Annotated in this window: 20 protein-coding genes; 11 read left to right on the top strand and 9 right to left on the bottom strand. The window is 70.0% G+C overall.

Translation table 11 applies throughout. From position 1 onward, the window contains the following. The 9 genes from IEZ15_RS10000 to IEZ15_RS10040 all read left to right on the top strand — a co-directional run. The coding region (locus IEZ15_RS10000) for a peptidase C14 (protein ID WP_189275983.1) at positions 1 to 1,800 on the top strand (1,800 nt) is incomplete at its 5' end. A gap of 32 nt (positions 1,801 to 1,832) precedes the next feature. Continuing rightward, positions 1,833 to 3,089 carry a Gfo/Idh/MocA family protein gene (locus IEZ15_RS10005; protein WP_189275985.1) on the top strand — a complete coding sequence of 419 codons (1,257 nt, stop codon included), beginning with the start codon at positions 1,833 to 1,835 and terminating at the stop codon, positions 3,087 to 3,089. 47 nt (positions 3,090 to 3,136) lie between these two features. Further along, positions 3,137 to 4,393: an ABC transporter substrate-binding protein gene (locus tag IEZ15_RS10010; RefSeq protein WP_189275987.1), complete on the top strand. Its 1,257-nt coding sequence runs from the start codon at positions 3,137 to 3,139 to the stop codon at positions 4,391 to 4,393. 85 nt (positions 4,394 to 4,478) lie between these two features. Next, positions 4,479 to 5,384 carry a carbohydrate ABC transporter permease gene (locus tag IEZ15_RS10015; RefSeq protein ID WP_189275989.1) on the top strand — a complete coding sequence of 302 codons (906 nt, stop codon included), beginning with the start codon at positions 4,479 to 4,481 and terminating at the stop codon, positions 5,382 to 5,384. Between the two features lie 2 nt (positions 5,385 to 5,386). After that, positions 5,387 to 6,334, top strand: coding sequence for a carbohydrate ABC transporter permease (locus IEZ15_RS10020; protein ID WP_189275991.1), 948 nt, complete (start codon positions 5,387 to 5,389; stop codon positions 6,332 to 6,334). Positions 6,335 to 6,340: 6 nt separating this feature from the next. Next, on the top strand, positions 6,341 to 7,369 hold the full coding sequence (locus IEZ15_RS10025) for an NAD-dependent epimerase/dehydratase family protein (RefSeq protein WP_189275993.1): 1,029 nt from the start codon (positions 6,341 to 6,343) through the stop codon (positions 7,367 to 7,369). Positions 7,370 to 7,377: 8 nt separating this feature from the next. Continuing rightward, positions 7,378 to 8,433: a dihydrodipicolinate synthase family protein gene (locus IEZ15_RS10030; protein ID WP_189275995.1), complete on the top strand. Its 1,056-nt coding sequence runs from the start codon at positions 7,378 to 7,380 to the stop codon at positions 8,431 to 8,433. Next, positions 8,417 to 9,439: a hydroxyacid dehydrogenase gene (locus tag IEZ15_RS10035; RefSeq protein WP_189275997.1), complete on the top strand. Its 1,023-nt coding sequence runs from the start codon at positions 8,417 to 8,419 to the stop codon at positions 9,437 to 9,439. Before IEZ15_RS10030 ends, IEZ15_RS10035 begins: the two co-directional genes overlap by 17 nt. Positions 9,440 to 9,560: 121 nt before the next feature. Further along, on the top strand, positions 9,561 to 10,409 hold the full coding sequence (locus IEZ15_RS10040; protein ID WP_189275999.1) for a fumarylacetoacetate hydrolase family protein: 849 nt from the start codon (positions 9,561 to 9,563) through the stop codon (positions 10,407 to 10,409). A 17-nt stretch (positions 10,410 to 10,426) separates the two neighbouring features. Here IEZ15_RS10040 and IEZ15_RS10045 read toward each other — a convergent pair whose 3' ends face one another. The 5 genes from IEZ15_RS10045 to IEZ15_RS10065 form a co-directional block, all read right to left on the bottom strand. Next, positions 10,427 to 12,133: a flavin monoamine oxidase family protein gene (locus tag IEZ15_RS10045; protein ID WP_189276001.1), complete on the bottom strand. Its 1,707-nt coding sequence runs from the start codon at positions 12,131 to 12,133 to the stop codon at positions 10,427 to 10,429. Positions 12,134 to 12,181: 48 nt separating this feature from the next. Further along, positions 12,182 to 12,979 (bottom strand): carbon-nitrogen hydrolase family protein, encoded by a 798-nt coding sequence (locus IEZ15_RS10050; protein WP_114243474.1) that lies wholly within the window; start codon positions 12,977 to 12,979, stop codon positions 12,182 to 12,184. Positions 12,980 to 13,268: 289 nt separating this feature from the next. After that, on the bottom strand, positions 13,269 to 13,724 hold the full coding sequence (locus tag IEZ15_RS10055) for an Lrp/AsnC family transcriptional regulator (RefSeq protein ID WP_114243475.1): 456 nt from the start codon (positions 13,722 to 13,724) through the stop codon (positions 13,269 to 13,271). 111 nt (positions 13,725 to 13,835) lie between these two features. Continuing rightward, complete coding sequence (locus IEZ15_RS10060; protein WP_114243476.1) at positions 13,836 to 15,293, bottom strand: aldehyde dehydrogenase family protein; 1,458 nt, start codon at positions 15,291 to 15,293, stop codon at positions 13,836 to 13,838. Positions 15,294 to 15,491: 198 nt separating this feature from the next. Continuing rightward, positions 15,492 to 16,958: a GuaB1 family IMP dehydrogenase-related protein gene (locus tag IEZ15_RS10065; RefSeq protein WP_114243477.1), complete on the bottom strand. Its 1,467-nt coding sequence runs from the start codon at positions 16,956 to 16,958 to the stop codon at positions 15,492 to 15,494. A gap of 306 nt (positions 16,959 to 17,264) precedes the next feature. Between IEZ15_RS10065 and IEZ15_RS10070 the strand changes: the two genes are divergently transcribed. Continuing rightward, complete coding sequence (locus tag IEZ15_RS10070; RefSeq protein ID WP_189276419.1) at positions 17,265 to 18,281, top strand: terpene synthase family protein; 1,017 nt, start codon at positions 17,265 to 17,267, stop codon at positions 18,279 to 18,281. 139 nt (positions 18,282 to 18,420) lie between these two features. Here the strand turns inward: IEZ15_RS10070 and IEZ15_RS10075 are convergent, their stop codons facing one another. The 4 genes from IEZ15_RS10075 to fmt all read right to left on the bottom strand — a co-directional run bounded on the left by IEZ15_RS10075 (position 18,421) and on the right by fmt (position 23,041). After that, positions 18,421 to 19,437, bottom strand: coding sequence for a sugar-binding transcriptional regulator (locus IEZ15_RS10075; protein WP_189276421.1), 1,017 nt, complete (start codon positions 19,435 to 19,437; stop codon positions 18,421 to 18,423). A 164-nt stretch (positions 19,438 to 19,601) separates the two neighbouring features. Next, positions 19,602 to 20,285, bottom strand: coding sequence for a ribulose-phosphate 3-epimerase (rpe, locus tag IEZ15_RS10080; protein ID WP_189276003.1), 684 nt, complete (start codon positions 20,283 to 20,285; stop codon positions 19,602 to 19,604). Positions 20,286 to 20,601: 316 nt separating this feature from the next. Continuing rightward, positions 20,602 to 22,035, bottom strand: a complete 1,434-nt coding sequence (locus IEZ15_RS10085; RefSeq protein ID WP_114243480.1) for an RsmB/NOP family class I SAM-dependent RNA methyltransferase — start codon at positions 22,033 to 22,035, stop codon at positions 20,602 to 20,604. A 73-nt stretch (positions 22,036 to 22,108) separates the two neighbouring features. Next, entirely contained in the window at positions 22,109 to 23,041 is a 933-nt protein-coding gene (gene fmt, locus IEZ15_RS10090) for a methionyl-tRNA formyltransferase (RefSeq protein ID WP_189276005.1), read from the bottom strand. A 231-nt stretch (positions 23,042 to 23,272) separates the two neighbouring features. Between fmt and IEZ15_RS10095 the strand changes: the two genes are divergently transcribed. Continuing rightward, the gene (locus IEZ15_RS10095; RefSeq protein WP_189276007.1) at positions 23,273 to 23,821 is read left to right on the top strand and encodes a hypothetical protein; all 549 of its coding nucleotides are present in this window, start codon (positions 23,273 to 23,275) and stop codon (positions 23,819 to 23,821) included. Positions 23,822 to 23,842 lie beyond the last annotated feature (21 nt).

Raw genomic sequence — 23,842 nt, forward strand, 5'->3', positions numbered from 1 at the left:
GGAACCCTCGACTTCCGCACCTTCGGCCACTTCGACGCCGAGAACCCCGCCGACGCCGCCCTCGACGCGATGATCGCCGACAAAAGCGTCCACCGCATCGAGGCTCACACCGACCTCCTCTTCACCAAACGCCACCTCTGGAACCGCTCCCACATCGAACTCGACTTCGGCGGCCACCGCATGCGCACCGAAGGCATCGAGAAGAACACCCACGACAACCCCTTCGGCGCCGTCCTCTCCTTCCGCGGCACCGTCACCGACACCACCGTCAAGCACACCCTGAGCGCGGCGATGCCGGATCTCTCGGATCTCTTCGAGGTCGGCGACTCGGCGAAGTTCTCAGTCGGCCAGTGGTGGGCCGTGGAGATCAACGCCCTGTCGGGAAAGTACGAGAAGGAGATCCAGCGTCTCGTCCAGGTCACCGATGTCGTCGACCCTGCGCACATCCGGGTCAACTACCAGATCGGCTGGGACCTGGCCGCCGGCCGCACCCTCACCTGGACCCGGATCGAGCCCGTCGACCGCGCCCACGTCCGCAACCTCGTCTTCGAGGGCTGGGGCGAGGACGAGATGACCGGCTCGCACCCGGTCGCCTACGAGTACGCGGTGCGCTGCGACGTCTCCGGGATCGAGGCCATCGGTACCTTCTGGCCGGTGGTGATGCGCCGCTGGTGCACGTACTACCGCACCGAGCAGTGCTCGCTGACCAACCCCAAGTCCGTCACGTACGGCGGCGCCGGATATCTCACCCAGCAGATCTACTGTCTGTACGGGCACGTCGAGGACTGCCACACCTCCAACGCCCGTCATCTCAACGACTTCACGGCCTCCGCCTACTGCTATGTCACCAACTGCCACGGCGACGGTGACGACGAAGGCCCGTTCGTGACGCATGGGCAGTTCGAGCACGACCTCGTCTACACCGGCAACTCCGGTCTGATGACCTTCGCCAACTCCGGTGCCGCGTGGGGCGGCAGGGCCAAGCGGATCACGGTACGCAGGCACGCCTGCTCCTGGTTCGTGGCCCGCGTCAAGATCACCGATCTGACGCTGGAAGACGTACTGGTCATCGGCAAGAAGTCCCTGGCCGGCTCGGGAATGCTCTGGGTCAACGCCGACGGTGTGCAGATGCGCGGCTGTACGGCCTCCGGCCCGCTGATCGTCTCCCGGGCCTCGGACCTGTCCGCCCGCCCCAATGTGATCGCCGACTCCTCGTTCGCCTTCGCGGCGGGCGCGGAGATAACCCAGGCCGGTGTCACCGCCCCGCTCACCCTTCAGCGCAGCACGCTGAAGGGCGTCGACGGCGCGGTCTTCAACGGCACCGGTCCGCTCGTCCTGGACCAGTGCACCCTGACCGGCTCCAAGGACACCGCCCCGGTCTCGCTCGCACACGCCGACATCACCGTCCTCGACGGCGAACTCCGCGACACCGGGCTCAAGTTGACCTCGACGAAGAACCAGCGGCTGCGCGTCGACGGAGCGCGCCTGACCGGCACCAACAAGGACGGCGCCCTGCTGGCCCGTACCGGCTCCGGACGCACCGTCGACTGGCAGCTCACCGGCCTCGACTCGACCGCCCCCGAGGGCACCGCCCATGTGCTGGTCACCGAGGGCCCCAACCGCTACCGGGCCATCGGCTCCACCTTCACCGGCGGCCGGCTCGAACTGCGGCCTGCGGCGTTCAGCGGCGACTCCAGCCATCTACTGCACACCGGCTGCGTCGAGGACGGCACCGAGCGCACCGCGCTGCCGGACGAGGGCGACCGCGTCGCCCACACCGCGGCCACGCTGCGCTTCTGACCACTTCGCCCATCGAGTACCAGGGATTCCCCGTGTCCACGCATACCCCGATCACCGGCCGGCCCGTACGGGTCGCGCTCGTCGGCGCCGGCAACCGCGGTCTGACGTACGCCGAGTGGATCAAGGCGCACCCCGAGCGCGCCGAACTCGTCGCCGTCGCCGATCCGCGCCCCGCGGCGCGGGCCGCCGCCGGTGCACCCGTCGAGCTCGACGACTGGCGGCCGCTGGCCGAGAACCGCATCGCCGATGCCGTCATCGTCGCCACCCAGGACCGTTTCCATGTGGAGCCGGTGCTGGCCCTGGCCGAGGCCGGATACGCGATCCTCGCCGAGAAGCCCCTCGCCCCGACCGAGGACGAGACCCGGCGGATCGTCGAGGGTGTGGAGCGGGCCGGGGTCCTCTTCGCGGTGTGCCATGTCATGCGGTACACCCCCTACACCGACCTGGTGAAGGAGGTCGTGGACTCCGGCGTGCTCGGTCAGCTGGTCTCCCTCGACCATCTGGAGCCGGTCGGCTGGTGGCACTACGCCCACAGTTATGTGCGCGGGCCGTGGCGCAGCGAGAAGGACTCCTCCCCGATGCTGCTCGCCAAGTCCTGCCACGACCTGGACTGGATCACCTATGTCATGGGCGGACGGATCGAACAGGTCACCGGTTTCGGCGGGCTGAAGCACTTCCGGCCGGAGAATGCTCCGGCCGGGTCCGCCGACCGCTGTCTCGACTGTGCGGTCGAGTCCGACTGCCCGTACAGCGCACTGAAGCTGTACATGCCCACGCTGCGCGAGAAGGGCGCGGTCTGGCCGGTCACCCATGTCACCGAGGCGACCGACGAGGCCGGGCTCGTGCAGGCGCTGCGCGAGGGGCCGTACGGCGTCTGCGCGTACCGCAGCGACAACGACGTGGTCGACCACCAGGTGCTGGCGATGCAGCTGACGGACGGGGTGACCGCGACCTTCCAGATGGTGGCGTTCACCGAGCAGACGCATCGGCAGACCCGGATCTTCGGCTCGCACGGCTGGCTGATCGGTGACGGCGAGCGGGTCACCGTGCAGGACTTCCGGACCGGCGAGAGCACCGTCCATGAACTCGGCGCCTCCGGTTCGAACGCGGCCGACGGGCACGGCGGCGGGGACGCCGCGCTCGTCGAGGCGTTCGTCACCGCCGTCGCCACCGGTGATGCCGGGGCCGTCCGCTCCGGTCCCGCCACCTCGCTCGGCAGTCATCTCGCGGCGTTCGCCGCCGAACGCGCCCGGCACACCGGCACCGTCCAGACGGTGCCGGCCAAGTGACACCCCCTCTCCCCCGCCCCACCCTCATGTCCTCGGAGGACCACCTCATGTCCCGTCTCCTCACCCGCCGTTCCAGAGTCCGTGCCGTCGCCGCCCCCGTCCTGGCCACCGCGCTCGCCGCCGGTGTGCTGGCCGGCTGTTCCGGCAGCGGCAGCGACGACAACACCGTCACCATGTGGACCTACCCGGTCATCTTCGACGAGGCCAAGAACAAGGCGTACTGGGACGGCCTGGTCAAGGCGTTCGAGAAGGAGCACTCGGGTGTCAAGGTGAAGGTGGAGACCTTCCCGTGGGCCAACCGCGACACCGCGCTGGCCACCGCGATCGCCTCCGGCAAGGGCCCGGATGCGGTCTACCTGATCCCGGACCAGCTGCCGAAGTACGCCAGGAGCATCGTCCCGGCCGACGACTACATGCCGGCCGACGCCAAGTCGGACTACACGGACTTCGCGCTGAAGTCCGTCACGGTCGACGGCAAGGCGCTCGCCACCCCGATCCTGACCAGCGCCAACCCGCTGATCTGCGACAAGCGGGTGTTCGCCGCCATCGGTGAGAAGAACTACCCGACGAGCTGGGCGGACCTTCAGGCGCTGGCCCCGAAGCTGAAGAAGAAGGGTTACTACGCCACGACCTACTACGGCGACACCCAGCAGACCCTCAACATGACCTTCTACCCGCTGCTGTGGCAGGCCGGCGGGGACGTCTTCTCCGAGGACGGCAAGACCGTCACCTTCAACGACGCGGCGGGCGTCAAGGCCCTGACGTACCTGAAGGAGTTCGTCGACGGCGGCTACACCGACAAGGACCTGGTCACCACCACGCCCAAGCTGGAGCAGACCCCCACCGCCAAGGGCAAGATCGCCTGTACCTGGCAGAACACCCCGGCGGACGTCGAGCCGTTCTGGGGCAAGGAGAACATCGTCGTCCAGCCGCCGCTGAAGGACGTCGAGTCGGTCGGCTACGGCACCGTGGGCGCCCTGTCGATGCTGAAGGGCGCCGACAAGAAGAACACCGGCGACTGGCTGAACTTCGTCGCCGAGTCGAAGAACGCGGCCGGTCTGGAGAAGGAAGCAGGCTACTTCCCGGCCCGCAGGTCCGGCGGCGACCTTTACCCCGGCGACGCGTTGCAGACGGCGGTCGGCGCCACGCTGCCGAACATGACCGTGGGCCCGCTCCAGGAGAAGGCCCGTGAGGTCCAGGGCGTGCTGGCGCCGGAGATCCAGGCGGCGCTGCTGGGCAAGAAGAGCCCGCAGGAGGCGCTGAACGCCGCGCAGAAGGCCGCGCAGGCGATGCTCGGCCGCTGATCGTCCGCGGGCCGGGGTCCGGCCGCACCCGGACCCCGGCCCCGCACCTTCCCCCGCAATTCCCCCGTACCGCAAGGAGATCCCCGTGGCAGTCGTCGCGGAACCCACCCGCCGGGGCCGTCGCAGCGGGCCGCAGGCGCGCCGCGAGGCCCGGATCGGCCTGCTCTTCGTCCTGCCGTGCTTCCTGCTCTTCCTCGCCTTCCGGTTCGGTCCGGGCATCGCCGGTGTGCTGATGAGCTTCACCGACTACTCCCTGACCGGCGGCGGCAGCTTCGTCGGGCTGGACAACTTCACCCGCCTGTGGGACGACCCGCTGTTCTGGCAGGCGCTGAAGGTCACGGTCCTCTACACCGTGCTCGCCGTGCCGGGCACGCTGATCGCGTCGGTGTCCCTGGCCCTGATCACCCGCCGCGCGTTCCGCGGCGCCAAGTTCTTCCGTTCGGTGTTCTTCCTGCCGGTCGTCACCTCGCTGGTGCTGGCCGCCACCGTCTTCGTCTGGATCTTCTCGACCGGCGGCCCGTGGTCCACCCTGATGGGCTGGTTCGGGATGTCCGAGGGCTCCTGGCTCTCCGACGACGTGCTGGTGCTGCCCGCGCTCGCGATCGTCGGCGTCTGGTCCCGCTTCGGTTACGGGATGCTCATCCTGCTGGCCCGGATGCAGGACATCCCGCGGGAGCTGGAGGAGGCGGCCCTCACCGACGGCGCGGGGCCCTGGCAGCGGTTCCGGTACATCGTGCTGCCGCAGCTCAAGCCCGCACTGTTCTTCCTCGCCGTGATCGAGACGACGGCCTCGTTCCAGGTCTTCGACGCGGTCTACACGATGACCGGCGGCGGCCCCGCCAACGCCAGCTACACGCTCGTCTTCCAGCTCTACGACGCGGGCTTCAAGTACTTCGACCTGGGCTACGCCTCCGCCATCGGCGTCGCGCTCTTCGCGCTGACCGTGGTGGTCGCGGTGATCCAGCGGCTCGTGATCGGGAAGGACCAGTGACCATGAACGCAGCACCCGTAGAGACCAGGACCCCGCCCTCGGACACGGCTCCCGCGACGCCCGACCGGGCCGCCCGCCGGGCCGAGCGCAAGCTGCGCAAGCTCTCGGAGCAGGACACCGTCCCGCACGGCATGCGGCCCACCCGGGCCGGCCGGATCGGCCGCTCCGTCCTGCTGACGGTGGCCGCGATCGTGACGATCTTCCCGTTCTACGCGATGGTCGTTCTCTCGCTGAAGCCCGCCGCAGCGGTGGAGTTCCCCGGCAGTCTGCTGCCCTGGCCGCTGACCGGCGAGGCGTACGACACCGTCATGAACTCCCAGGACGTGCCGCGCTGGCTGGCCAACACCCTGCTCTACTCGGTCGTCTCGGTCGTCGGCGTGCTGCTGCTCGCCTCGCTCGCGGGGTACGCCTTCGCCAAGAAACGCTTCCCGGGCCGGGAGACGATGTTCTGGTCGTTCCTGTCGATGGTGATGGTCCCGTACCACGTCACGATGATCCCGACGTTCGCGATGATCGCGAAGCTGGGCGGCGTGGACACGTACTGGGGTCTGATCGTGCCGACCCTGGCCAACGCCCAGGCGGTGTTCCTGATGCGCCAGTTCATCCAGGGGCTGCCGGACGAACTCTTCGAGGCGGCCCGGCTCGACGGCTGCAACGAGTGGCAGATCTTCTACCGGATCGTGCTGCCGCTGCTGAAGCCGATCCTCGCCACACTCGGCGTCTTCGTCTTCCTGTGGCACTGGAACGACTTCCTGTGGCCGCTGGTCATCGGCCAGTCCACCGACATGCGCACCCTGACCGTCGGCATCGCCTCGCTCCAGCAGCAGAACGTGCCGCTCAATGTGGTGCTCTCCGGCTCCGTCATCGCGTTCGTGCCCATCTTCGCCGCGTACATGGTGGGCCAGCGCTACTTCACCGAGGGCGTCACCGCGTCCGGAATCAAGGGATAGCCAAGCATGTTCACCGATGAGGCCGCTCTCGAAGAGCGGCTCGCCACCCCCTCCCCCGCGCTCGTCGCCGACCTCGGCCGCCTCGAAGGCGATCTGCTGGTGCTCGGCGCCGGCGGCAAGATGGGCCCCAGCCTGTGCCGGCTGGCCCGCCAGGCGCTGGACGACGCGGGCCGCCAGGACGTGACCGTGTACGCGGTCTCCCGCTGGTCCGACAAGTCCGCCGCCGACGAGCTGGAGGCCGCCGGGGTCTCCACCGTCGCCTTCGACCTGATGGACCCGGCCGCCGATCCAGCCGAGCTGCCGGACGCCGGGAACGTCGTCTTCATGGTCGGCGCCAAGTTCGGCTCCGCCGGGGCGCCTTCGCACGCCTGGGCCGTGAACGCCGCGATGCCGGACCGGGTGGCACGCCGCTGGTCCGGTTCGCGGATCGCCGCGTTCTCCACCGGCAATGTGTATCCGCTGGTGCCGGTCTCCTCCGGCGGCTGCACCGAGTCCGACCCGGTCGGCCCGGTCGGCGAGTACGCCATGTCCTGCCTCGGCCGTGAGCGGATCTTCGGCCATGCGGCGCTGACCCGTGGCACCAGGATCGCCAACATCCGCCTCAACTACGCGGTCGATCTGCGCTACGGCGTCCTCGCCGACATCGCGTACCGCGTACAGGCGGGCGAGCCCGTCGATGTGACGACCGGTCATGCCAATGTGGTGTGGCAGGGGTACGCCAATGAGGTCGCCCTGCGTTCCCTGCTGCACGCCACCGACGGCGAGGCGTTCACGCTCAACCTCACCGGTCCGGAGACCGCTTCGGTGCGGCGCATCGCCCAGTGGTTCGGCGAGGAGTTCGACCGGGAGCCGGTCTTCGCGGGTGAGGAGGCGCCCACCGCGCTGCTCTCCGACGCGAGCCGCTGCCATGCTCTCTTCGGGTACCCGGATGTCGCTCTGCGCACCCTCGTCGAGTGGCAGGCCGACTGGCTGCGCCGCGGGCTGCCGCTGTCCGGCAAGCCCACCAAGTTCCAGGTCCGTGACGGAAGGTTCTGATCCACTCCATGTCCACTCCCTCCCTCCTGTCCACTCCCGCCCTGGACGCGCTCGCCCACGGTGCCGTGATCCCCGCCCATCCGCTCGCCCTGCACGCCGATGGCTCCTTCGACGAGCGGCGGCAGCGCGCGCTGACCCGCTACTACCTCGCCTCGGGCGCGGGCGGGGTCGCCGTCGCCGTACACACCACCCAGTTCGAGATCCGCGAGCCGGAGGTCGGTCTGTTCCGGCCGGTTCTGGAGCTCGCCGCCGAGACGATCGACGCCGAGGCCGGCCGGCCGTTCGTCAAGGTCGCCGGTGCCTGCGGATACACGGCGCAGGCCGTCGCCGAGGCCGAGACCGCCGCCGAACTCGGCTATGACGCGGTGCTGCTCAGCCCGGCCGTGCCCGGTGCGGACGAGAAGGGTCTGCTGGAGCGGGCGCGGGCGGTCGGCGAGGTGCTGCCGGTGATCGGCTTCTATCTCCAGGAGGCCGTCGGCGGACGGTACTTGTCGCCGGGCTTCTGGTCCGCCTTCACCGATCTGCCGAACACGGTCGCGGTGAAGATCGCCCCGTTCGACCGGTACCGCACCGCCGATGTCGTACGGGCGGTGGCCGCCGCGGACCGCGCCGACGAGGTGGCGCTGTACACGGGCAACGACGACGACATCATCGGTGATCTGCTCACCCCGTACAAGACGGCGGGCGGCACACCGCGCTGGTTCGCGGGCGGCCTCCTCGGCCAGTGGGCCGTGTGGACGAGCTCCGCGGTGACCCTCCTCGACGACGTCCGCAAGGTGCGCGGCGGGGACCACGAGGCGATGGTGCGCTGCCTGGCGCGTCGCTCCGAGCTGACCGATGCCAACAGCGCCGTCTTCGATGTGCGCGGCGCGTTCCGCGGCTGCATCGCCGGGGTGCACGAAGTGCTGTACCGCCAGGGTCTGTTGGCGAACATCAGGTGCCTGGACCCGGCCGAGACGCTCTCCCCCGGGCAGGCGGAGGAGATCAGCCGGGTGGCCGCGGCCTACCCTTGGCTGACCGATGACGCCTTCGTTGCGGAGCACCTCGATGCCTGGCTCTCCTGATCCTGCCGACCGTTCCCGGGTGGTCGTCGCCGTACCGCCGGGCCTGCGGGCCCAGTTCTTCACCACCGAGGTGTGGCGGGAGCTGGAGCGCGCGGCGGAGCTGACGGTCCTGGACGACCACCGCGACCGGGCGGCGGTGGCCGCGGCGCTGCCCGGCGCCCGCGCGCTGATCACCTCGTGGCGGGCGCCCAAGGTGGACGCCGAACTCCTCGCATCGGCCGACCGGTTGGAACTGGTGGCGCACACCGGTTCGGCGGTCGCGCCCTATGTCACCGAGGAGGTGTTCCGGCGGGGCATCCTGGTGACCCAGGCGGGTGACGAGATGGCCCGCCCGGTCGCCGAAGTGGCGCTCGCGTTCACGCTCTCGCTGCTCCACCGCATCCAGCGCTTCGACCACGCCCTGCGCGACGGGCTGGAGTGGGCGGCGGCGAGCGAGGCCCCGCCCCGCCACGAGATCCATGGCAGCGACATCGGCGTGATCGGCGCCTCCCGCACCGGACGTGCCTACATCGCCCTGGTCCGGGCGATGGGGGCGCGGGTCAGCGTCACCGACCCGTACCTCTCCGATGCGGACGCCGAGGCGCTCGGCGTGAAGTCCGTACCGCTTCGGACTCTCCTGTCGCGCAGCAGGATCGTGGCCGTGCACGCGCCGGTCACCGAGGAGACCCGCAGGATGATCGGCGCCGAACAGCTGGCGCTGATGCCGGACGGGGCGGGCCTGGTGAACACCGCCAGGTCGTGGCTGGTCGACGAGGACGCGCTCATCGCCGAGCTGGCATCGGGCCGGCTGGATGCGGCAATCGATGTCTTCGACGCCGAGCCGCTGCCCGCCGGCCACCCCTTCCGCTCCCTGCCGAATGTGCTGCTCACCCCGCACCAGGCAGCGGGCAGCGTCGAGTGCCGGCAGCGGCTCGGAATGAGCGCCGTCAACGAGGTGCTGCGGCTGCTCGCCGGACGCCCCCCGGTCCACGCCGTCACCGCCGACGCCCTCGCCCGCCTGCACTAGGGCCTCTCGTTCGGATCATGCCCGGCTCGCCTGCCCCGGTGCCTGATCCGGCCTGATCCGAACGAAAGACCCTAGGGCTCAGAGAGCCCCAACCCCCGTACCGTTCAGGAGATTTCACTTCATGCGACTGATGCGCATCGGCGAGCCGGGCCACGAGCGCCCGGTCCTCGTCTGCCCCGAGGGCCGTCACTACGACCTGTCCGGCATCACCGACGACATCGACGGCGCGTTCCTCGCCGCGCTCGCAGACAATCCGCATCTGGTGCCCGCCGAGCCGGTGCTCCCGGAGATCGACATCACCGGTCAGCGGATCGGTGCGCCCGTGGCCCGGCCCTCCGCGCTGCTCTGCATCGGCCAGAACTACGCGGCGCACGCGGCGGAGTCGGGTGCCGAGCCGCCCGAGCAGCCGATCCTCTTCTACAAGTCGCCGAACACCGTCGTCGGCCCGTACGACAACGTCCTGATCCCGCGCGGCTCGAAGAAGACGGACTGGGAGGTGGAGCTGGCCGTCGTCATCGGCCGCCGCGCCTCCTACCTGGACTCCCCCGCCGACGCCGCCGCGCACATCGCGGGCTACGCCGTCAGCAACGACGTCTCCGAACGCGCCTTCCAGCTGGAGGAGTCGGGCGGTCAGTGGTCCAAGGGCAAGAGCTGCGCCACGTTCAACCCGCTGGGCCCGGTGCTGGTGACCGCCGACGAGGTCGGCGACCCGCAGCAACTGCGACTGCGCAGCTACGTCAACGGTGAGCCGCGGCAGGACTCCAGCACCGCGGACATGATCTTCAGCGTGGCACATCTGGTGCACCATCTGTCGCAGTACCTGGTGCTGGAGCCCGGTGACATCGTCAACACCGGTACCCCGCAGGGCGTGGCGCTGTCCGGCCGCTTCCCCTACCTGGGCCCGGACGACGTGATGGAGGTCGAGATCTCGGGCCTCGGCCGGCAGCGCAGCGTCTGCCGGCCCGCGTAACGAGGCCGCAAGGCGTCTCAGTCCTCCGGGAGTTCGACCGGGGCGATGTCGTCGAAGACGTCGCCGGGGCCGGGGTTCGTCGCATCGGTCGCGCCGCCGAACCGGGTCATCACACCCCACACGGCGTTGAGCGCGGTCTGTACGGCGCCCTCGGCCCATCCGGCCGTCCAGGAGATGTCGTCGCCCGCGAGGAACAGACCCCGGCGGTCGGCGGGCAGCCGGTCCTGCATGAAGTGGGTGAACAGCCGCCGCTGGTAGCGGTAGTGGCCCGGAAGATTGGCCTTGAACGCCCCCATGAACCACGGCTCGTTCTCCCAGGAGACGGTCACCGGGTTGCCGATGATGTGCTTCCTGATGTCGACGTCCGGATAGATCTCGCCGAGCGATTTGAGCATGACGTCCATACGCTCGTTCGGGGAGAGCGGCAGCCACTTCAGACTGTCGTCGCACCAGGTGTACGAGAGACAGATGACGGCGGGCCGGTCGGGGCCGTCGTCCAGCAGGTACGTCCCCCGGGTCATCCGGTCGGTGAGCGTCATCGACATGGTGTCCCGCCCCGTCGGCACCCCCCTGTCGTCGACGGCCTTGTCCAGCCAGAACGGCCGGTCGACGGGCACGAAGAGCTTGGACGACTCCATGTAGTGGGTGCGCTCCATCGCCGTCCAGTGGTCGATCGGGAAGAGCGCGTCGTCGCAGTCGATCTTCGAGAGCAGCAGCCAGGACTGCCCGGTGAAGATCGCTGCGGGGTAGGTGCGTATGTCACCGGTGACGTCGGTGACGGTGATCCGGTTTCCGGCGGTGCGGTTCAGCCGGGTCACGGCGGGGCGCGGCTCGCCGTTGTGCAGCGATGACAGCGACGTGCCGAGCGGCCAGTGGACGATCTTCTGCGGTTCGCGGTCCCAGAGCCGCAGCGGGAGCTGCTGGCTGCCGCCGACGATGCCCCGGTGGTGGTCGTCCGCCTCGGTGTAGACGACGCGCAGGATCTCCAGGATGGAGTTGGGGAAGTCGGTGTCCCAGCCGCCCGTGCCGAAGCCGACCTGGCCGAAGATCTCACGGTGCCGGAACGACTTGAAGGCGTCGGAGTCGCAGAGGAATCCGTAGAAGGTCTGGTTGTCGAGCTTCTGGACGAGCTTCGCCCAGATCTCCCGGATGCGGGGCACATCGCGTTCGCGCATCGCGCGGTTCATGTCGGAGAAGTCCGCGCCCTCGTCCAGACACCGGTTCCAGGCGTCCATCACATCGCGGTACACCTGCGGCAGATCGGCGATGGTCCGCGCGTAGTGCGACTCGCCCTTGAGGTCGACGACGGTCGACGGGGTGGCCGGGGAGAGCGGGTTGGGGAACGGCTTCGTCTCCAGGCCGACCAGGTCGATGTAGTGCTGGAGAGCGGTGGAGGACGGCGGGAAGCGCATCGCGCCCATCTCCGCGGTGAGTTCCGGATCGCAGCCGTCGAATCCGACAGTGCGCAGCCGGCCGCCGATCTCGTCCGCTTCGTAGACGACGGGCTTGAGCCCCATCTTCATCAGCTCGTACGCGGCGACGATGCCGGAGAGCCCGCCACCGATGACGGCGACCTCGGTGCCGTGCTCGGTCGCCGGTATCTGCCCGATCCCCGCGGGGTGTGCCAGGAAGTCGTCGTACGCATAGGGGAAGTCCGGCCCGAACATGGTGATCGGCTCAGCCGCGTCGGTGTGCTGGACGGCGTTGGGCACCGTGGACGTCATGGGGTACGGACTCCTTGCGCGAAAAAGGTGGAACGAGGGGTGGCAGGCTCAGACGAGGGAGCCGTACAGACCGGGGCGGCGGTCGTTCAGATACGGGTTGGCGGCGCGCGACGCGCTCAGGAACTCGGGGTCGACCTCACCGATGACCAGTTCCTCCCCGCGTCCGGCGCGCGTGCGGACGGTGCCGTCCGGACCGGCCAGACAGCTCAGCCCGACGAACTCGAACTCGCCTTCCGGGCCGGTCCTGTTGACGTACGCCACGTACATCTGGCTCTCGAATGCGCGCACCGGTACGACGGACTCGGCGACGAACTGGAAGGGGTGCATCTGCGCGGTGGGCACCAGCAGCAGATCAGTGCCCGCGAGTGCGTGCGAGCGGACGTTCTCCGGGAACTCGACGTCGTAGCAGATCATGATCCCGATGCGTACGCCGTCCAGCTCGGCCTGGACGACGGACTGCTCGCCCGGGGTGAACCACTCCTGCTCGAAGCAGCCGAACAGATGGGTCTTGCGGTAGTTCGCGAGCGCCGACCCGTCCGGCCCGATGAGCTGCGCGGCGTTGAAGATCTGCTCACCCGCGCGCTCCGGGTAGCCGTAGAGGACCGCGAGCCCGTGCCGTGCGGCGATCTCGGCGACGGCCCGGGCACAAGGCCCGTCCGCCGGCTCGGCCAGCCGGGGCACGTCGGCCCCGATCGCGTACCCGGTCAGGAACAGCTCGGGACAGACGAGCAGCCGGACCCCGGCGTCCGCCGCCCGCCGTGCGGCTCCGTCGAGCACCTTGATGTTCTCGTCCACATGCCCGGGTCGTCCGGAGCTCTGGAGCAGGGCGGTACGCAACGGCGGCATGGCTGACCTCGGGCGGTGCGGGCGGGGCGGGGACGTATTGACGGTACGGTCCGCCACTCGAACCGGACAAGGCGCGACCGTTGCGCGTGCACCGTCGATCCATTGCGCACCGACGGCCTGTGGCGGCGATTCATTGCGCCCGACGTCTTTGCAGGTCAAGCAGGTGACACAGGTCTCATCCCGACGCCTCGCCGAAGACCCGCAGCCCGGGCATCACCAGCCTGCCCCGCACCTGTCCGGCTCGTCCGGCGATTAAAAACAAGGCGGCCGCCCGACGCAGCCCGGCGCCCTACTCCGGCGACCCCGACGAGTACCGCCGCAGCAACGGCGACAGCACGAGCACGGACTTCGTCCGCTCCACATACGGCTCGCCCGCAATCCGCTCGAGCACCTGCTCGAAGTGGCGCATGTCCGCGGCGAAGACCTGCACGATCGCGTCGGCCTCCCCCGTCACCGTGGAGGCCGACGCGATCTCCGGGTACCGCGCAAGCCCCTGCTTGATCGCCTCCGGCGACGTGTTGCGGCTGCAGTAGATCTCGATGAACCCCTCGGTCTCCCATCCCAGCGCCGCCGGGTCCACCCGCACCGTGAAGCCGGTGATCGCGCCCTCGGCGCGCAGCCGGTCCACGCGGCGTTTCACGGCGGGCGCGGACAGGCCGATGAGCGCGCCGATGTCCGCGTAGGAACGCCGGGCGTCTTCGGCGAGGGCGTGGACGATGCGTTCGTCGAGGTCGTTCAGGCGCACTTCGGGCGGTTCACTTCTCTGCGATGGTCTGCTTCGGGGGCGGCAGGTGCCGCCCCCGAAGTAGACCATGGCCCCGCCCCGCCGGGCGCGCTCACCGCATCGGGTGACCGGTCAGAACGGGAACTGCGAACGGCCGTGCTGCACCGAGATCCACTTCTGGGTGGTGAAGGCCTCGACCATCGACTCGCCGTTCAGCCGGCCGAGGCCGGAGCTCTTCTCGCCGCCGAACGGGACGATGGGCTCGTCGTGGACCGTGCCGTCGTTGATGTGGATCATGCCGGTGTGGATGCGCTGCCCGATCCGCACGCCGCGCTCGATGTTGCCGGTGTGCACCGCGCCACTCAGACCGTACGGAGTGTCGTTGGCGATCCGTACCGCCTCGTCCTCACCGTCGAACGGTACGAGGAGTGCGACCGGACCGAAGATCTCCTGGGACAGGACGGGGGAATCGGCGGCCAGACCGGTCAGCACGGACGGGCTCACCAGATTGCCCTCGGCGCTGCCGTGCAGCAGGGCCGTCGCGCCGGCCTCGACGGTCTGGTCGACGAGCGAGGAAATGGCCTCGGCCTGCGAGGAGTTGATCAGCGGCCCGATCTGGGTCTCCGGGTCGGCCGGGTCCCCCACCCGCAGCGAAGCGACCTTGGCGACGAACTTTTCGGTGAATTCCTTCTCCACCGAGCGGTCGACCAGGATCCGGTTCGCGGCCATGCAGACCTGGCCCTGGTGCACGTACCGGCTGAAGACGGCCGCGTCCACGGCGTAGTCCAGATCGGCGTCGTCGAGGACGATGAGCGCACTGTTGCCGCCGAGTTCGAGTACGGCGCGCTTGAGGTTCGCCGCGCAGACCGTGGCGACGTGCCGTCCCACCTTGTCCGAACCGGTGAAGGAGATGACCTGCGGAACGGGGTGCTCCAGCAGTGCGTCACCGATCTCCGCGATGTCGGTGACCACGACGTTCAGGAGCCCGGCCGGCAGCCCCGCCTCCTCGAACACCTTCGCCACCAGCGTGCCGCCGCAGACCGGAGTGTTCTGGTGCGGCTTGAGCACCACGGCGTTGCCGAGCGCCAGGGCGGGGGCGACCGACTTCAGCGACAGCAGGAACGGGAAGTTGAAGGGGCTGATGACACCCACGACACCGACGGGCACCCGGTAGACGCGATTCTCCTTGCCCTCGGTCGGCGAGGGCAGTATCTGCCCGGAGGGCCGCAGTGCGAGCTGGATCGACTCCCGCAGGAACTCCTTGGCGAGATGCAGCTCGAAGGCCGCCTTCAGCCGGGTGCCGCCCAGTTCCGCGACGATCGCGTCGCTGATCTCGGGCTCGCGCTCCTCGACGACGCGCAGCGCCCGCTCCAGCACCAGCCGGCGGGCGTACGGGTTGGTGTCGCCCCACGCCCGCTGGGCGGCCTCGGCGGACCGGTACGCCTGGTCCACCTCGTCCGCCGTGGCGACCGTGATCGAGGCGAGCTTCTCCCCGTTGTACGGATTGAAGTCGATGATGTCCCAGGACCCCTTGCCCGGCCTCCACTCTCCGTCGATGTACTGATGGGCCAGGTCAGTGAAGAAGGACATGAGATCCCTTACCGCAGAGAGGCAGGCAGCTGATTGCGCTTCATATTACTTGCGTTTCAATGGGGTTGGAGCGGTTCACCTTGATATCCGAGGGCCGGAATCCGACATCCCTGAAGCCACGTGGGGACACCCGAAAACGCCGTTGCCCCTCACGGCACGAACGGTCGTGAGGGGCAATGGTGTTGCGGGACTTCGGAATCAACTCCAGCTGGCGTGCAGCGGCTTGCCCTCGGCGTAGCCGGCGGCGCTCTGCACCCCGACGACCGCCTTCTCGGCGAACTCCTCCAAGGAGGCCGCGCCGGCGTAGGTGCAGGCGGAGCGGACGCCCGCGATGATCGAGTCGATCAGGTCCTCGACGCCGGGCCGGGCCGGGTCGAGGAACATCCGCGAGGTGGAGATGCCCTCCTCGAAGAGCGCCTTGCGGGCCCGGTCGTACGCCGACTCGTCCGACGTACGGTTCTTCACGGCGCGCGCGGACGCCATGCCGAAGGACTCCTTGTAGAAGCGGCCGTCGGCGGACTGCTGGAGGTCGCCCGGCGACTCGTACGTACCGGCGAACCAGGAGCCGATCATCACGTTGGACGCGCCCGCGGCGAGCGCCATGGCGACATCGCGCGGGTGGCGGACGCCGCCGTCCGCCCAGACGTGCTTGCCGTACTTCTTCGCCTCGGCGGCACACTCCAGGACGGCGGAGAACTGCGGCCGGCCCACACCGGTCATCATCCGGGTGGTGCACATGGCGCCGGGGCCGACACCGACCTTGATGATGTCCGCGCCGGCCTCGATGAGGTCGCGCACACCCTCGGCGGCGACGATGTTGCCTGCGACGATCGGCACCTGCGGATCGAGCGCCCGGACGGCCCCGACCGCGCTGATCATGGACTCCTGGTGGCCGTGGGCGGTGTCCACGACGAGCGTGTCGACGCCCGCGTCCAGGAGCTGCTTGGCCTTGCCGGCCACATCGCCGTTGATCCCGACGGCGGCGGCGATCCTCAGCTTGCCGGCCGCGTCGGTGGCGGGGGTGTACAGAGTGGCGCGCAGTGCGGCCTTACGGGTGAGGATGCCGACGAGCCGCCCGTCCGCGTCGACCGCGGGGGCGAGCTTGCGGTGGGCTCCGTCGAGCTTGTTGAACGCGTCGCGCGGGTCGATGTCCGCGTCGAGCAGCACCAGATCCCTGGACATGACCTCGGAGAGCTGGGTGAAGCGGTCGACACCGGTCAGGTCGTGGTCGGTGACGACACCGAGGGGCCGCTGCTCCTCGTCGACGACGACACCCGCGCCGTGCGCGCGTTTCGGCAGCAGGGACAGGGCGTCGGCGACCGTCTGGCCCGGGGCGAGCACGATCGGCGTGTCGAGCACGAGGTGGCGCGTTTTCACCCAGGAGACAACATCGGTGACGACGTCGATCGGGATGTCCTGAGGGATGACGACGAGCCCGCCGCGGCGGGCGATCGTTTCGGCCATCCGGCGGCCCGCGATGGCCGTCATGTTCGCGACGACGAGCGGAATGGTGGTGCCACTGCCGTCCGGCGAGGAGAGGTCGACGCCCTGGCGGGATCCGACCGCCGAACGACCCGGAACCATGAAGACATCGTCGTACGTGAGGTCGTACGGGACCGAGGGGGAGTCTGTGTAGCGACCAGTGCCGGGCTCAAGAAAACGCATAACGCTCATTTTTTCATACGAAACGGAGCAGGTCGCTTCCAGGAAGACACAGCAAATGGCCCCCGCGTTCGTACATCCCTCCAAAGGAACGGAGCGGGAGTCCCGGGCAAGTGGAACCTGCCTTGCCGACGGACCTTACCCGCACGGCATCCGAATCATTCGCGATCATCTTCCCTGGACCTGGTGACAAGGGGTCGGGTAGCTTCAAACCCGCAGGTCCCGTGGGTCACGACTACGCCCCGGAGGAACAGGCGGATGGTCACAACTTCCGTCACACGTACGACCGGAGAGGATCACGACCCACTCGTGGAGAGCGAACTGCCGGACATCTACTGCCCGTTCCCCCAGCGGACGAGTCCGCACGTCGGGCACACCCGGATCCACCTCGGCAGCTGGATCCGCAACACCGGTCTGGTACACCGTGATTCAGCCAGGAAGCGCTTCGAGCAAGCGGACTTCGGAGCGTTCGTCGGCATGGTGTATCCGACCGCCGACAGCAAGAATCTCGACCTCGTCGCCGACTGGTTCGTATGGCTGTTTCTCGTCGACGACCAGCTCGACGACGGTCACCTGGGCCGCAGCCCGGAGCGGGTGCGGGACGTGGTCGCGGTGATGCGGTCCGTGATCGAGGGCACCGGTACCCTGCCGGCCGAGGGCCTTCCCGCCGCCGTGGTCGCCCTGGTCGACCTGTGGGAACGGACGACGCCGACCGCGGCCGCGCACTGGCGCACCCGGTTCGGCCGGCACCTCATCACGTACCTCACGACGGCCACCACCTGGGAGGCCGGGAACCGGGCCGCAGGGGTGGTGCCGTCCGAGGAGACGTACATCGCAAAGCGTCGCCACACCGGCGCGATACATGTCTGCATGGACCTGATAGAGATCGTGGCCGGGATCGAGGCTCCCGAGTCGATCCACAACGATTCCCGGTTCATCGCCGCGCTGGAAGCGTCGTGCAATGTCGTGTGCTGGGCCAACGACGTGTACTCGTACGAGAAGGAGCAGGTGCTCGGCGAGATCCACAATCTCGTCCATCTGGTCCGGCACCACCGCGGTTACGGCAAGCAGCAGGCTCTCGAACACGTCTGTGCGGAGATCGCCACGGAGACGGAGCGGTTCCTCACCGCCGAGGCCGAGCTGCTGGCCGCATACCCGCAGCTGTCCTGGATGCTCGTGCCGTACCTGGACGGGATGCGGAGCTGGATGCGCGGCAACCTGGACTGGTCACGGCAGACCCCCCGCTACAACCCGGCCGATGTGAGCCAGTACGAGGAGCCGGAAGAGTACCTGGAGGCAACGGTCCTGGGTGCGGCCCGGGACTGAACCACCGGACTCGTCGGTCAAGGCCCACTCAATCGCCGGGCGGCACTATCAAGCCCGTCCGGCGGTTGAGGACGCAGCGGCCACCGGGCGGCCCCGGCAATGGTCACCGCGACCATCGCCGCCCGCCCCCGGCACCCGCTCAGGCCCCGTCCGGATCCGCCCGCTCCAGCGCCGGCCGCCGCGGCGCCGCCGACTCGGTCAGCAGATAGTCGGCCGCCGCCGTGTCCGTCACCAGGCTGGTGACGAGCCCGGACCGCAGCACCGCCCCGATCGCCGCGGCCTTCCGCTGGCCGCCCGCGATCGCCACCACCTCGGGGATCCGGCGCAGCCGGTCGGCCTCGACCGTGATGCATCGCTCGCCCAGGTCCCGGCCGACCCGCCGCCCCTCCGTGTCGAAGAGGTGCGCGGACATCTCGGCGGCGACGCCGAGCGACGCGTAGTGCGCCCGCTCCTCGTCCGTGAGCATGTCGTGGACGGTGGAGATGCCCGGCTCCCAGGAGCCGATGGACACCGCGGCGACCGTCACCTTGTCGAAGTACTCGAAGGCGCGCGCGATACCGGTCTGGTGGCGCAGCGCGGCAGCCGTGGCCGGGTCGGGCAGCAGCATCGGCGCGTAGATCGGGTGGGCCTCACCGCCGGCCACCTGGGCGGCCCGCCGGACCGCCTCGACCGAGCCGCGCTCGGCCGTCCCCGCGTCGTACACCCCGGTGAGCTGCACGACCGTGCACGGCGGCAGCCGGTCGAGCGCCGCCGCCATGTGGATGGTGGACCGGCCCCAGGCGAGGCCGAGCACATCGCCCTCGTTCACCAGCTCTCCGAGGAGATCCGCCGCGACCTCACCCAGGTTCTCCGGGTCCGGTGCGTCGTCCTGCTCCTCCGCGGGGGATTCGACGACGACCGCGTGACGCAGCCCGTAGCGGGCCCTGAGCGCGTCGGAGCGCTCGGCGTCCAGTTCGGCGGGCACGCGGATCTCGATCCGTACGAGGTCGCGCTCAAGAGCCGTCTCCAGGACCCGGGCCACCTTGAAGCGGCTGACGCCGAACTCCTCGGCGATCTGGATCTTCGACTTTCCTTCGAGGTAGAAGCGGCGGGCCATGGCCGCCGCCTGCACCAGCTCCGCGGGCCCCATCCGCAGGGCGGACCGTCCCGCCGACATTGCAGACACCGCGATCTCCTCACTGCTGTTCACACTCTCGATACGCCGTTCATCCTGTCAGATCCGGCGATCCTTGATCGGTCCCGTCGGACCGCGTTCATCTGCCCTTGGCCGGGCCGACCTGCAATCGGGGGCCGGAGCGGGTTCCGGCGCCCGTTCCGGCATCAGTGGCGGCACGCCCAGGCCGCCGAGGCGGTGGCCGCCTCCGCCTTGGCGCGCAGGGCGCGCACCGCTTCGGCCGGGTCCTCGGCCCCGTACACCGCCGAACCCGCGACAAAAACATCCGCACCGGCCTCGGCGCAGCGCTCGATGGTGGACTCGGAGACGCCGCCGTCGATCTGGAGCCACAGTTCGAGGCCGTGCTTGGAGATCAGCTCACGGGTGCGGCGGATCTTCGGCAGCATGATGTCCAGGAAAGCCTGGCCGCCGAAGCCCGGCTCCACCGTCATGATCAGCAGCATGTCGAGTTCGGGGAGCAGGTCCTCGTACGGCTCGATGGGCGTCGCGGGCTTGAGCGCCATGGAGGCGCGGGCACCCTTGGCCCGGATCTCCCGCGCCAGCCGTACGGGGGCTGCCGCGGCCTCCACGTGGAAGGTGACGGAACCGGCGCCCGCCTCGACGTACTGCGGCGCCCAGCGGTCCGGGTCCTCGATCATCAGATGGCAGTCCAGCGGAGTGTCCGTGGCCCGGCTGAGCGATTCCACGATCGGCACGCCGAGGGTCAGATTGGGCACAAAGTGGTTGTCCATCACATCGACGTGGAGCCAGTCGGCACCTTCGACCGCCTTCGCCTCCTCGGCGAGACGGGCGAAGTCGGCGGACAGGATGCTGGGGTTGATCTGGGCCATGTGCCAAGCCTGCCATGTTCCGCGCCACTTCCCCGCCCTGGTGCGGGCCAAAGCCTCACGGGATCATTACAGTTCGCGGAATCCAGGCCTCCCGGCCGTGCGATACGGGCGTTTCAGCCCGCGTCGGGCCCTTCGGGGGCAGTACGGGGCCCGGAGGCGGTGGGCCTGCTTCCGGGAGGCGGAGCGCCTTCTGCCGACGGGCCGGGACACCGAATCCGGCGGGCGGCCGGTCCCGGCGGCGGCCAGTACCCGTGCCCGGTCGCACATGCCGCCGGACCCCGACCGCCTGCCGGCCTCGCGCGGCCCCCGGGCTGCCTCAGGCGGTCCGGCGCAGCAGTGCCAGATACATCGCGTCGGTGCCGTGCAGATGCGGCCACAACTGGACGTCGGGACCGTCACCCAGCGCGGGCACTCCCGGCATCAGCGGGCGGGCATCGACCCACTCCGCATCGACCGGCCGGCCGCCACGCCCCTTGAGCACGTCCTCGACGACGACCCGGGTCTCCGCGAGATGCGGTGAGCAGGTCGCGTAACCGACGATGCCGCCCACCCGTACCGCCTTGAATGCCTCACGCAGCAGACCGCGTTGCAGCGGAGCGAAACTCTCCAGGTCCTCCGGGCGGCGCCTCCAGCGCGCCTCCGGGCGGCGGCGCAGCGCGCCGAGGCCCGAGCACGGGACGTCCATCAGGATCCGGTCGAAGGTGCCGGGCTGCCACGGCGGGCGGGTTCCGTCGGCGGTGATCACCTGGTACGGGCCGGGGTTGCCGGCCAGCGCGCGCGCTACGAGGCGGGCCCGGTGCGGCTGCTTCTCGGCGGCGAGCAGGGCGGCACCGCGTCCGGCGGCGAGTGCGCCGAGCAGGGCGGCCTTGCCGCCGGGCCCCGCACAGCCGTCGAGCCACCGGGTGTCACTGCCCTCCAGCGGTGCGTTGGCGAGGGCGGCGGCCACCAGCTGGCTGCCCTCGTCCTGGACCCCGGCCCGGCCCTCCTGCACGGCGGTCAGCGCGCCGGGCTCGCCGCCCTCCGCCATCCGTACGGCATAGGGCGACCAGCGGCCCGGCAGGCCGTTCTCGTCACCGAGGGCGGTGAGCAGTTCGTCGGTGGTGGAGCGGCCGGGGCGGGCGACCAGGGTGACCTCGGGCCGTTCGTTGTCCGCTTCGAGGAGGTCCTCGATCCCGGCACGGCCGCCGCCCAGTGCGTCCCAGAGCGCGGACACGACCCAACGCGGATGCGAGTGCACGACCGCGAGGTGGTCCTCGGCGTCCTCGTCGTACGACGGGGCGACACGCGCCACCCAGCCGTCGAGGTCGTCCGCGGAGACCTTCCGGAGCACGGCGTTGACGAACTTGGCCCGCCCTTCGCCGAGCACCACGCGGGCCAGCTCCACACTGGCGGAGACCGCCGCGTGGGTGGGGATACGGGTGCCGAGCAGCTGGTGCACGCCCATGTTGAGCACATCGAGGACCGGCGGGTCGACCTCGCGCAGCGGCCGGTCGATGCAGGCCGCGACGATCGCGTCGTACGTCCCCTGGCGGCGCAGCGTCCCGTAGACCAGTTCGGTCGCCAGTGCCGCGTCCCTGTTGTCGAAGTCTCCCTTGGCGCGGGCCTTCTTCAGCAGCGGAGGAAGGACGAGGTTGGCGTACGCATCGCGTTCGTCGACGGCCCTGAGCGCTTCGAAGGCGAGGAACCGGACGGGGTCCTTCTTGGGGCGGCGATGCGGCTTGGCAGGACGGCGACGCTGCTGGTCGTTCACGTGAAAGGTGCTCCGCTGATGGTGAGAGGGCGAACCCTCCCAGCGTACGTCGCCGCCCCGGCCCGGGATTCCGCTAGATCCCCAGCAGCTCGCCGTGGACGATCCGCACCCCGCGGGCCCAGTCCGCGGCCCGCATCGGCTTCTTGCCCTGCGGCTGGACCCAGAGCAGCTCGACGGCATGCGATCCGGTGCCCACGTACACATTGTTCTTGGCCGCCGACAGCTCGCCGGGCGCCAGATCGGCACGGTCCAGCACGGGCACCGCCTGGATCACCTTCAGCCGCTCCCCGCGAAACAGCGTCCACGCCCCGGGAGCGGGAGTGCAGCCGCGCACCACCCGGTCGACCCGCAGGGCGGGGGCGGACCACTGCACCTGGGCGTCCTCGACGGTGATCTTCGGTGCGAGGGTGACGCCCTCGGCGGGCTGCGGTACGGCGTGCAGCGTGCCGTCCTCGATGCCGTCCATGGTCGCGACGAGCAGCCCCGCACCCGCGAACGCCAGCCGGGTGAGCAGGTCACCGCTGGTGTCGGTGGGCCGTACCTCTTCGGTGAGGACGCCGTACACCGGGCCGGAGTCGAGCCCCTCCTCGATCAGGAAGGTCGATGCACCGGTCACCTCGTCCCCGGTCATGATCGCGTGCTGTACGGGGGCCGCGCCGCGCCAGGCGGGCAGCAGCGAGAAGTGGAGGTTGACCCAGCCGCGGGCGGGCACGTCGAGCGTGGTCTTGGGCAGCAGCGCTCCGTAGGCGACGACCGGACAGCAATCCGGGCCGATCTCCCGCAGCCGCGCCAGGAAGTCCTCGTCGCGCGGCCGGGCGGGCTTGAGCACCTCGATCCCGGCCTCCTCGGCGCGCTCGGCGACGGGGCTGGCGACCAGGCGGCGGCCTCGCCCGGCGGGAGCGTCGGGCCGGGTGACGACGGCGGCCACCTCGTGCCGGTCGGAGGCGATCAGGGCGTCCAGGGCGGGTACGGCTACCTCGGGGGTGCCTGCGAAGACGAGCTTCATGGGTGGCTGACTGCCTCTCGGGCCGAAACGTACGGTGACGAGCAACGCACAAGTCTATGGGCCGGGCGGCCGGGGGGCGTACGCAGGACTGCGCGCCCCTTGGTTATGCACACGCGCCCCTGCACCGTGACCAGATCCCCGGCTGACGCGTTGGTCAAGAGAGATTGACCGAAGCGAGCCGCCACGGTGCGGCCCGATCCCTTTTTCCATGCCGGTTCGAGAGGCTTCTTCATGGCCGACCACGCAACCCACGACGCCCAAGCGCGGGCCAGCCTGCATCTGTTGGTGCGGGACATCGAGCGGGTCCGGCGGCAGGTGGACGCGCTGCGCACGCTCACCGCCCAACTGGGCAACGTCTACCGTCCGCGCCGCTCCGGCCCGTCCACGGGCTTCGTCGTCTACGGCAGGGCCCCGGCCCCCACCGTCAGGCTGGCCCAGGAGCTGCGGGACAGTGTCGAGACCCTGGTCACCGCGGCAGTGGACTTCGACCGCTCGCTGGGCTTCTCCTGGGACGCGGTGGGCTCCGCGCTCGGGGTCACCAAGCAGGCGGTGCACCGCCGCTACGGCGCCCGCCGCAACGCCCAGCAGCCGGGAACGGCCGAGGCCACCGCGGAGACCGCGGTGCCGCGCCCCCTGCCCATTGCGCCCGGCTCCGCCAATGCGCCCGCGCTGCCCGCCGTACCCGCCGCACGCTCCATGCCCCCGCAGCCGTCGGTGGACCGCCCGTCGCTGCGCGAGGACGTGCGCCCGGGCATCTTCCCCGGCCCACGCAACGGCTGACCGTCCCACCCCCTGCCCCGC

Origin of the sequence: Streptomyces atratus (assembly GCF_014648655.1) — a bacterium.
GTDB lineage: Bacteria > Actinomycetota > Actinomycetes > Streptomycetales > Streptomycetaceae > Streptomyces > Streptomyces atratus.

Coding starts and splice junctions, on each gene's coding strand:
- IEZ15_RS10040 (WP_189275999.1), top strand. CDS start 9,561: ATGCGACTGATGCGCATCGGCGAGCCGGGCCACGAGCGCCCGGTCCTC.
- IEZ15_RS10075 (WP_189276421.1), bottom strand. CDS start 19,437: ATGTCGGCGGGACGGTCCGCCCTGCGGATGGGGCCCGCGGAGCTGGTG.
- IEZ15_RS10030 (WP_189275995.1), top strand. CDS start 7,378: ATGTCCACTCCCTCCCTCCTGTCCACTCCCGCCCTGGACGCGCTCGCC.
- IEZ15_RS10050 (WP_114243474.1), bottom strand. CDS start 12,979: ATGCCGCCGTTGCGTACCGCCCTGCTCCAGAGCTCCGGACGACCCGGG.
- IEZ15_RS10060 (WP_114243476.1), bottom strand. CDS start 15,293: ATGTCCTTCTTCACTGACCTGGCCCATCAGTACATCGACGGAGAGTGG.
- IEZ15_RS10065 (WP_114243477.1), bottom strand. CDS start 16,958: ATGCGTTTTCTTGAGCCCGGCACTGGTCGCTACACAGACTCCCCCTCG.
- IEZ15_RS10045 (WP_189276001.1), bottom strand. CDS start 12,133: ATGACGTCCACGGTGCCCAACGCCGTCCAGCACACCGACGCGGCTGAG.
- IEZ15_RS10010 (WP_189275987.1), top strand. CDS start 3,137: ATGTCCCGTCTCCTCACCCGCCGTTCCAGAGTCCGTGCCGTCGCCGCC.
- fmt (WP_189276005.1), bottom strand. CDS start 23,041: ATGAAGCTCGTCTTCGCAGGCACCCCCGAGGTAGCCGTACCCGCCCTG.
- IEZ15_RS10035 (WP_189275997.1), top strand. CDS start 8,417: ATGCCTGGCTCTCCTGATCCTGCCGACCGTTCCCGGGTGGTCGTCGCC.
- rpe (WP_189276003.1), bottom strand. CDS start 20,285: ATGGCCCAGATCAACCCCAGCATCCTGTCCGCCGACTTCGCCCGTCTC.
- IEZ15_RS10095 (WP_189276007.1), top strand. CDS start 23,273: ATGGCCGACCACGCAACCCACGACGCCCAAGCGCGGGCCAGCCTGCAT.
- IEZ15_RS10020 (WP_189275991.1), top strand. CDS start 5,387: ATGAACGCAGCACCCGTAGAGACCAGGACCCCGCCCTCGGACACGGCT.
- IEZ15_RS10025 (WP_189275993.1), top strand. CDS start 6,341: ATGTTCACCGATGAGGCCGCTCTCGAAGAGCGGCTCGCCACCCCCTCC.